The organism is Corallococcus sp. 4LFB (genome assembly GCF_046520365.1).
Taxonomy (GTDB): domain Bacteria; phylum Myxococcota; class Myxococcia; order Myxococcales; family Myxococcaceae; genus Corallococcus; species Corallococcus caeni.
In genome coordinates this window covers 1-5,209 of sequence record NZ_JBKGHJ010000541.1, presented here as the reverse complement: position 1 = coordinate 5,209, position 5,209 = coordinate 1, and the positions used below count along the sequence as shown (strand labels likewise).

The following is a 5,209-nucleotide window of genomic DNA, read 5'->3' as shown; positions in this document are numbered from 1 at the left end:
CGCGCGTCGTCCACGCACCGCGCGAGGCTGCCGCACGGGTGGGGTGCTGGAAGAGGACGCGCAGCGACAGCTCACGCCGAAGCGCGCGCGCAGCCGCGCGAGCACGCGCGTGGCCAGCAGCGAGTTGCCGCCCAGCCGGAACCAGGTCGTCCCGCGCACCCACGTCCGCGACCCCCAGCAGCTCCCCGAACAGCGCGGCGACGGCCTCCTCCGTGGGCGTCTGGGGCGGGACGCGCGCCTCCTGCGCGGCGCGCTCCAGCGTGGGCGCGGGCAGCGCCTTGCGGTCCACCTTGCCGTTGGGGCTGAGCGGCAGCGCGTCCAGCACCACGAAGGACGGCGGCACCATGTACTCCGGCAGCCTCGCCTGGAGCGACGCCTTGAGCCCGTCCACGTCCACGGTCGCGCCGGCCCGGCCCGCGACGTAGGCCACCAGCCGCTTGTCGCCGGGCACGTCCTCGCGCGCCAGCACCACCGCCTGGCGCACGGAGGGGTGCTGCTCCAGCGCGGTCTCTATCTCCCCCAGCTCGATGCGCAGGCCGCGCACCTTCACCTGGAAGTCGGCGCGGCCCAGGTACTCCACCTCGCCGTCCGGCAGCCAGCGCGCCACGTCCCCCGTGCGGTACATCCGCGCGCCAGGCAGGGCGCTGAACGGATCCGGGAGGAAGCGCTCCGCGGTGAGGTCCGGCCGGGACTGGTAGCCGCGCCCCACCTGCACGCCTCCGATGTACAGCTCCCCGGCCACCCCCACCGGCACCGGCTGGAACACCGGGTCCAGGATGAGGATGGACGTGTTCGCCACCGCCCGGCCAATGGGCACCGAGCGCCGGCCGTCGCCGGGCGTGCACGCGAAGTACGTCACGTCCACGGCAGCCTCCGTGGGGCCGTAGAGGTTGTGCAGGCCCGCGTGCGGCAGCACCTGGAGACAGCGCTCCTTGAGCTCCAGGGGCAGCGCCTCGCCGCTGCACATCACGCGGCGCAGCGACGCGCAGCCGCGCGCCTCCGGCTCCTCCAGGAACACCTGGAGCATGGAGGGCACGAAGTGCAGCGTGGTGACCCCCGCCTCGCGGATGAGCCGCGCCAGGTACGCGGGCTCCTGGTGGCCGCCGGGCCGGGCGACCACCAGCCGCGCGCCCGTCATCAGCGGCCAGAAGAACTCCCACACCGACACGTCGAAGCTGAAGGGCGTCTTCTGGAGCACCACGTCGTCCGCGCCCAGGCGGTACTCCGCCTGCATCCAGCGCAGGCGGTTGCACACGCCCCGGTGCGCGTTCATCGCGCCCTTGGGGCGGCCCGTGCTGCCGGACGTGAAGATGATGTACGCGAGCGCGTCCGGCAGCGGCTGGCGCGCGGGCGCATGCACGGGCAGGCGCGACAGCGCCTCCGCCTCCGCGTCCACGCACACCACGCGCGCCCCGTGGGCGGCAGCCCGGGCACCAGGTGCTCCTGCGCCAGCAGCACCGTGGGGCGCGCGTCCTGGAACATCCACGTCAGGCGCTGCGCCGGGTAGCCCGGGTCGAAGGGCACGTAGGCCCCGCCCGCCTTGAGCACCGCCAGCAGTGACACCACCAGCTCCAGCGAGCGCTCCAGGCACACGCCCACGCGCGACTCCGGCCCCACGCCCCACTCCCGCAGCCGGTGCGCCAGCTGGTTGGCCCGCGCATCCAGCTGCGCGTACGTGAGCGTGGCGTCTCCGAACGCGAGCGCCACCCGGTCCGGGGTGCGCGCCACCTGCGCCTCGACGAGCGACGCCAGGTCCTCCTGCTCCGGGTACACCTGCCGCGCGCCGTGCCAGTCCACCAGGAGCTGACGGCGCTCCGCCTCGGAGAGCAGGGGCAGGTCGCGCAGGGCGGTGTCCGGCGCGGCCAGCGCGCCCTCCAGCACCGTGCGCAGGTGCGCGAGCAGTCGCGCCAGGGTGGGCGCCTCGAACAGGTCGGTGCTGTATTCGGCGGACAGGCGCAGGCCCTGGGGCAGCTCCGTGGCGTAGAGGGTGAGGTCGTGCTTCGTCGTGTCGGTGGTGACGGGCAGCACCTCCAGCGTGAGGCCCTCCTGCTGGAGCACCGCGCCGGGCGCGTTCTGGTGGATGACCATCACCTGGAACAGCGGCAGGTGGCTGGAGCTGCGCTCGGGCTTGAGCGTCTCCACCAGCTTCTCGAACGGGACGCCCTGGTGCGCCTGGGCCTCCGAGAGCGTGTCGCCCACCCGGGCCATCAGCTCGCGGAAGCGCAGCTGGCCGGACAGCGGCGTGCGCAGCACCAGGGTGTTGATGAACAGGCCGATGAGCCCCTCCAGCTCCGCGCGGTCCCGGCCCGACACCAGCGTGCCCAGCGCCACGTCCTCCTGCCCCGTGTAGCGGTACACCAGCGACAGGAACGCGGACACCCACACCACGAAGAGCGTGGTGGCGTGGCGCTGGCTGAAGTCCCGCAGCTTCTGGGTCAGCTCCCGCGGCAGCGTGAGGAACTGCCGCGCGCCCGCCGAGCCCAGCGTCGCCGGCCGCGCCTTGTCCGCCGGCAGCTCCAGGCGCGCGTCGGGATTCAGCTTCCCGCGCCACCAGGACAGCTGGGACTCCAGCGCCTCGCCCTGGAGCGTCGCGCGCTGCCACGCCGCGAAGTCCGCGTACTGCAGGGGCAGCGCCTCCAGCCTGGCGCTCGTGCCCGCCCGGGCCGCGGCGTAGACGGCCGCCAGTTCGCGCACCAGCACGCCCATGGACCAGCCGTCCGCGATGGCGTGGTGGAGGTTGAGCAGCAGCAGGTGCTCCTCCTCCGCCAGCGCGTAGAGCGTGGCGCGCGCCAGCGGCCCCTCGGACAGGACGAAGGGCGCTGGGCGTCGCGCGTGACGGCGCGCCACGCGTGCGCTTCGCGCTCCGCCTCCGGCACGCCGCGCAGGTCCTCGCGCTCCAGCTTCAGCACGAGCGACGGGGCGATGACCTGGACGGGCCTCCCCTCCTCCTCGCGCAGCGTCGTGCGCAGGGGCTCATGGCGCTCCACCAGGGCCTGGAGGCCCCGCCCCAGCGCGTCCGGATCCAGCGCGCCCGTGAGGCGCACCACCGCGGGCATGTTGAAGAGCGCGCTGCCGGGACTCCACTGCTCCAGGAACCACATCCGCTCCTGGGAGAAGGACGCGGGGGCCCTGCGCGCCACCCGGGCCTTCTCCGCCAGCAGTCGGGCCAGCTTCGCGCGCTTCTCTTCCGGGGTCGTCGGCATGGAAACGCACCTCGCTGCGGGCGCCGGGGATGCCGGTCGCTCAAGGGGTCTGGCTGCTGTCGTGAAAGGACTGCGGCTACGTCGGAAGGGACAGCCGGGTGTGAAGGACCGCGCGGGCCCGCTCCAGGACCGCGCTCACGTCGTCATCGGGGAGGACCGCCTCCGCCCAGGCCAGCTCCGCCCCCCCTTCCCCGCTGGCAGCCCCCGGGGGGACCATCTGTTCCAGGAGCCGCCGCGCTTCCAGGCCGCGCTCCACCAGCGGCGGCGCCAGCGCGGTGACCAGCTCCAGGGTGCCCTCCCGCGTGGACGTCAGCGCCACCGCGATGGAGCCGGTCCCCTTGCGCAGCTGCTCCGCCAGGGTGCGCGGCTGGAAGTCCAGCCCGTCCCCCAGGTGGTGACACACCACGGTGGTGTCCCCCACGGTGGTCGCGGTCTCCAGCAGGCGCCGCGCCAGCTCCGCGCGCACGGCCCGCTGCGCCTTGCGCTTCTCCTTCTTGTCGGCCTGGGGCGCGTGCGACAGGTGCTCCCAGCGCTCCAGCAGGGGCGCGACCCGCGCGGGCGGCAGCTGCTCGTCCTCCAGGCGCTTGCGCAGCGCGCCCAGGTGCCGCACGCGCTCGTTGCCGGACAGGGCCTCCGTCCGCGCCAGGTCCTGCTCCAGCTCCGTCAGCTCCTGCTCCTGCCGCGCCGTGGCCTCGCGGGGCGTGGGGAGCGTGGGCGCGAAGACCTCCGGGACGCGGTCGAAGCCCACGACGTTCGCCTCGCCGTCCACGGCGTGCAGGCGCTTGCGGCTGAAGGGCAGCAGCTGCTCGTTGCCCACCTTCATCGCCAGCCGCCACGGGGTGTGTCGCCAGGGCGGCAGGTGGCGCAGGTACACGGCGTTGTAGCGCGGCACCGGCCGGTCTCCGCGCAGCGTCTTGAAGGGGTCCGCGCCGCCGCCGGTCTCCAGCGTCACGCCCCGCGCCTGCGCGTCGCGCATCAGCAGGTTGTTGATCAACCGGTACAGCCCCACCTCCTGCGGCAGCGACGTGTCGTAGCCGGAGACGGGCGAATACATGACGCCGTTCATCACGACCGTGGCGTAGAACATGTCCACGCGGCCGTCCTTCACCAGCGCGCGCACGTCCAGCAGCGAGCCCGCCAGCATCTCCTCCATGTACGTGACGCTGATGGGCGGGTTGGTGGCGTACTTCTCCCGGTGCAGCCGCCGGTACAGCTCCGCCAGCCGGGGCGCGCAGCCGGGAAGCTCCCCCCGGGCGTCCACCAGGCGGTAGCCGGACGGCTCCAGCAGCCGCGCGTCGCGCCGCCGGTTCTCCCGGACGCGCCGCTCCAGCTCCGGCTCGAAGGGGAGCATCATCCGCGTGTGCGTCATGTACGCGAAGTCGTAGCCCTGCGCCTGGAGGTGGTTGAGCAGGGCCGCGTGCGTGACGGGGTTCACCGCGAGGAAGTAGGGAGCGTGGTCCGGAAAGCGCGTGGTGAGGAACGCCGTCAGCCGCCGCGCTTGGTCCGCCGTGAGGTTCGCGCCCGCGTTGCGCAGGCTGGGCCAGCAGTCCACCTGGACGGCCTTGTCCAGGCGCAGGGTCTTCATCACCGCGCCCACGCCCCAGAGCGCGCTGCTGGCGGCGAAGCCGGCCAGGGGCTTCCAGTTTCCGGTCCGGATGGCCTTGCGCTGGCTGCCGATGAAGCGCTCGTACACCGAATGCAGCACCGAGTTGCCGAAGGTGCCTTCCGTGACGGACAGCGGGATGAGCAGGTCGTCCAGCCCCAGCACGAACATGTTCGCGCGGTCCTCGAACCACGGCCCGGGGCCGTGCTGGACCAGCGGGACGAGGAAGCTCTTCAGGCCGCGTCCCTCCGCCGTGTCGGGGAAGGGGGCCGTGTGGATGGTCGTCGCGTCGTAGAGGATCATGGTCGGCTCAGGACTCGACGCCCAGGTGCGTGCACACGCGGCTGCGCGCCGCGTCCAGCGCCGCGCCCACGCCGTCCGCGCGCGGGCCCCCGCCCCAGGC

3 protein-coding genes and 2 pseudogenes are annotated in these 5,209 nt (G+C 73.7%); all 5 read right to left on the bottom strand.

Annotated features, from left to right (window positions below):
* Positions 1–159 (bottom strand): acyl carrier protein (locus ACLEQD_RS36365; RefSeq protein ID WP_410390471.1); only part of this gene is annotated, 159 nt, incomplete at its 3' end.
* A gap of 190 nt (positions 160–349) precedes the next feature.
* Positions 350–1,360: pseudogene (locus ACLEQD_RS36360) on the bottom strand (amino acid adenylation domain-containing protein); the annotation flags it as partial.
* Complete coding sequence (locus tag ACLEQD_RS36355) at positions 1,270–1,707, bottom strand: AMP-binding protein (RefSeq protein ID WP_410390470.1); 438 nt, start codon at positions 1,705–1,707, stop codon at positions 1,270–1,272. The gene ACLEQD_RS36355 and the pseudogene ACLEQD_RS36360, both read right to left, overlap by 91 nt.
* 150 nt (positions 1,708–1,857) lie before the next feature.
* Positions 1,858–3,101: pseudogene (locus ACLEQD_RS36350) on the bottom strand (condensation domain-containing protein); the annotation flags it as partial.
* A gap of 178 nt (positions 3,102–3,279) precedes the next feature.
* Positions 3,280–5,109 (bottom strand): GNAT family N-acetyltransferase, encoded by a 1,830-nt coding sequence (locus ACLEQD_RS36345; RefSeq protein ID WP_410390468.1) that lies wholly within the window; start codon positions 5,107–5,109, stop codon positions 3,280–3,282.
* Between the last annotated feature and the right edge of the window lie 100 nt (positions 5,110–5,209).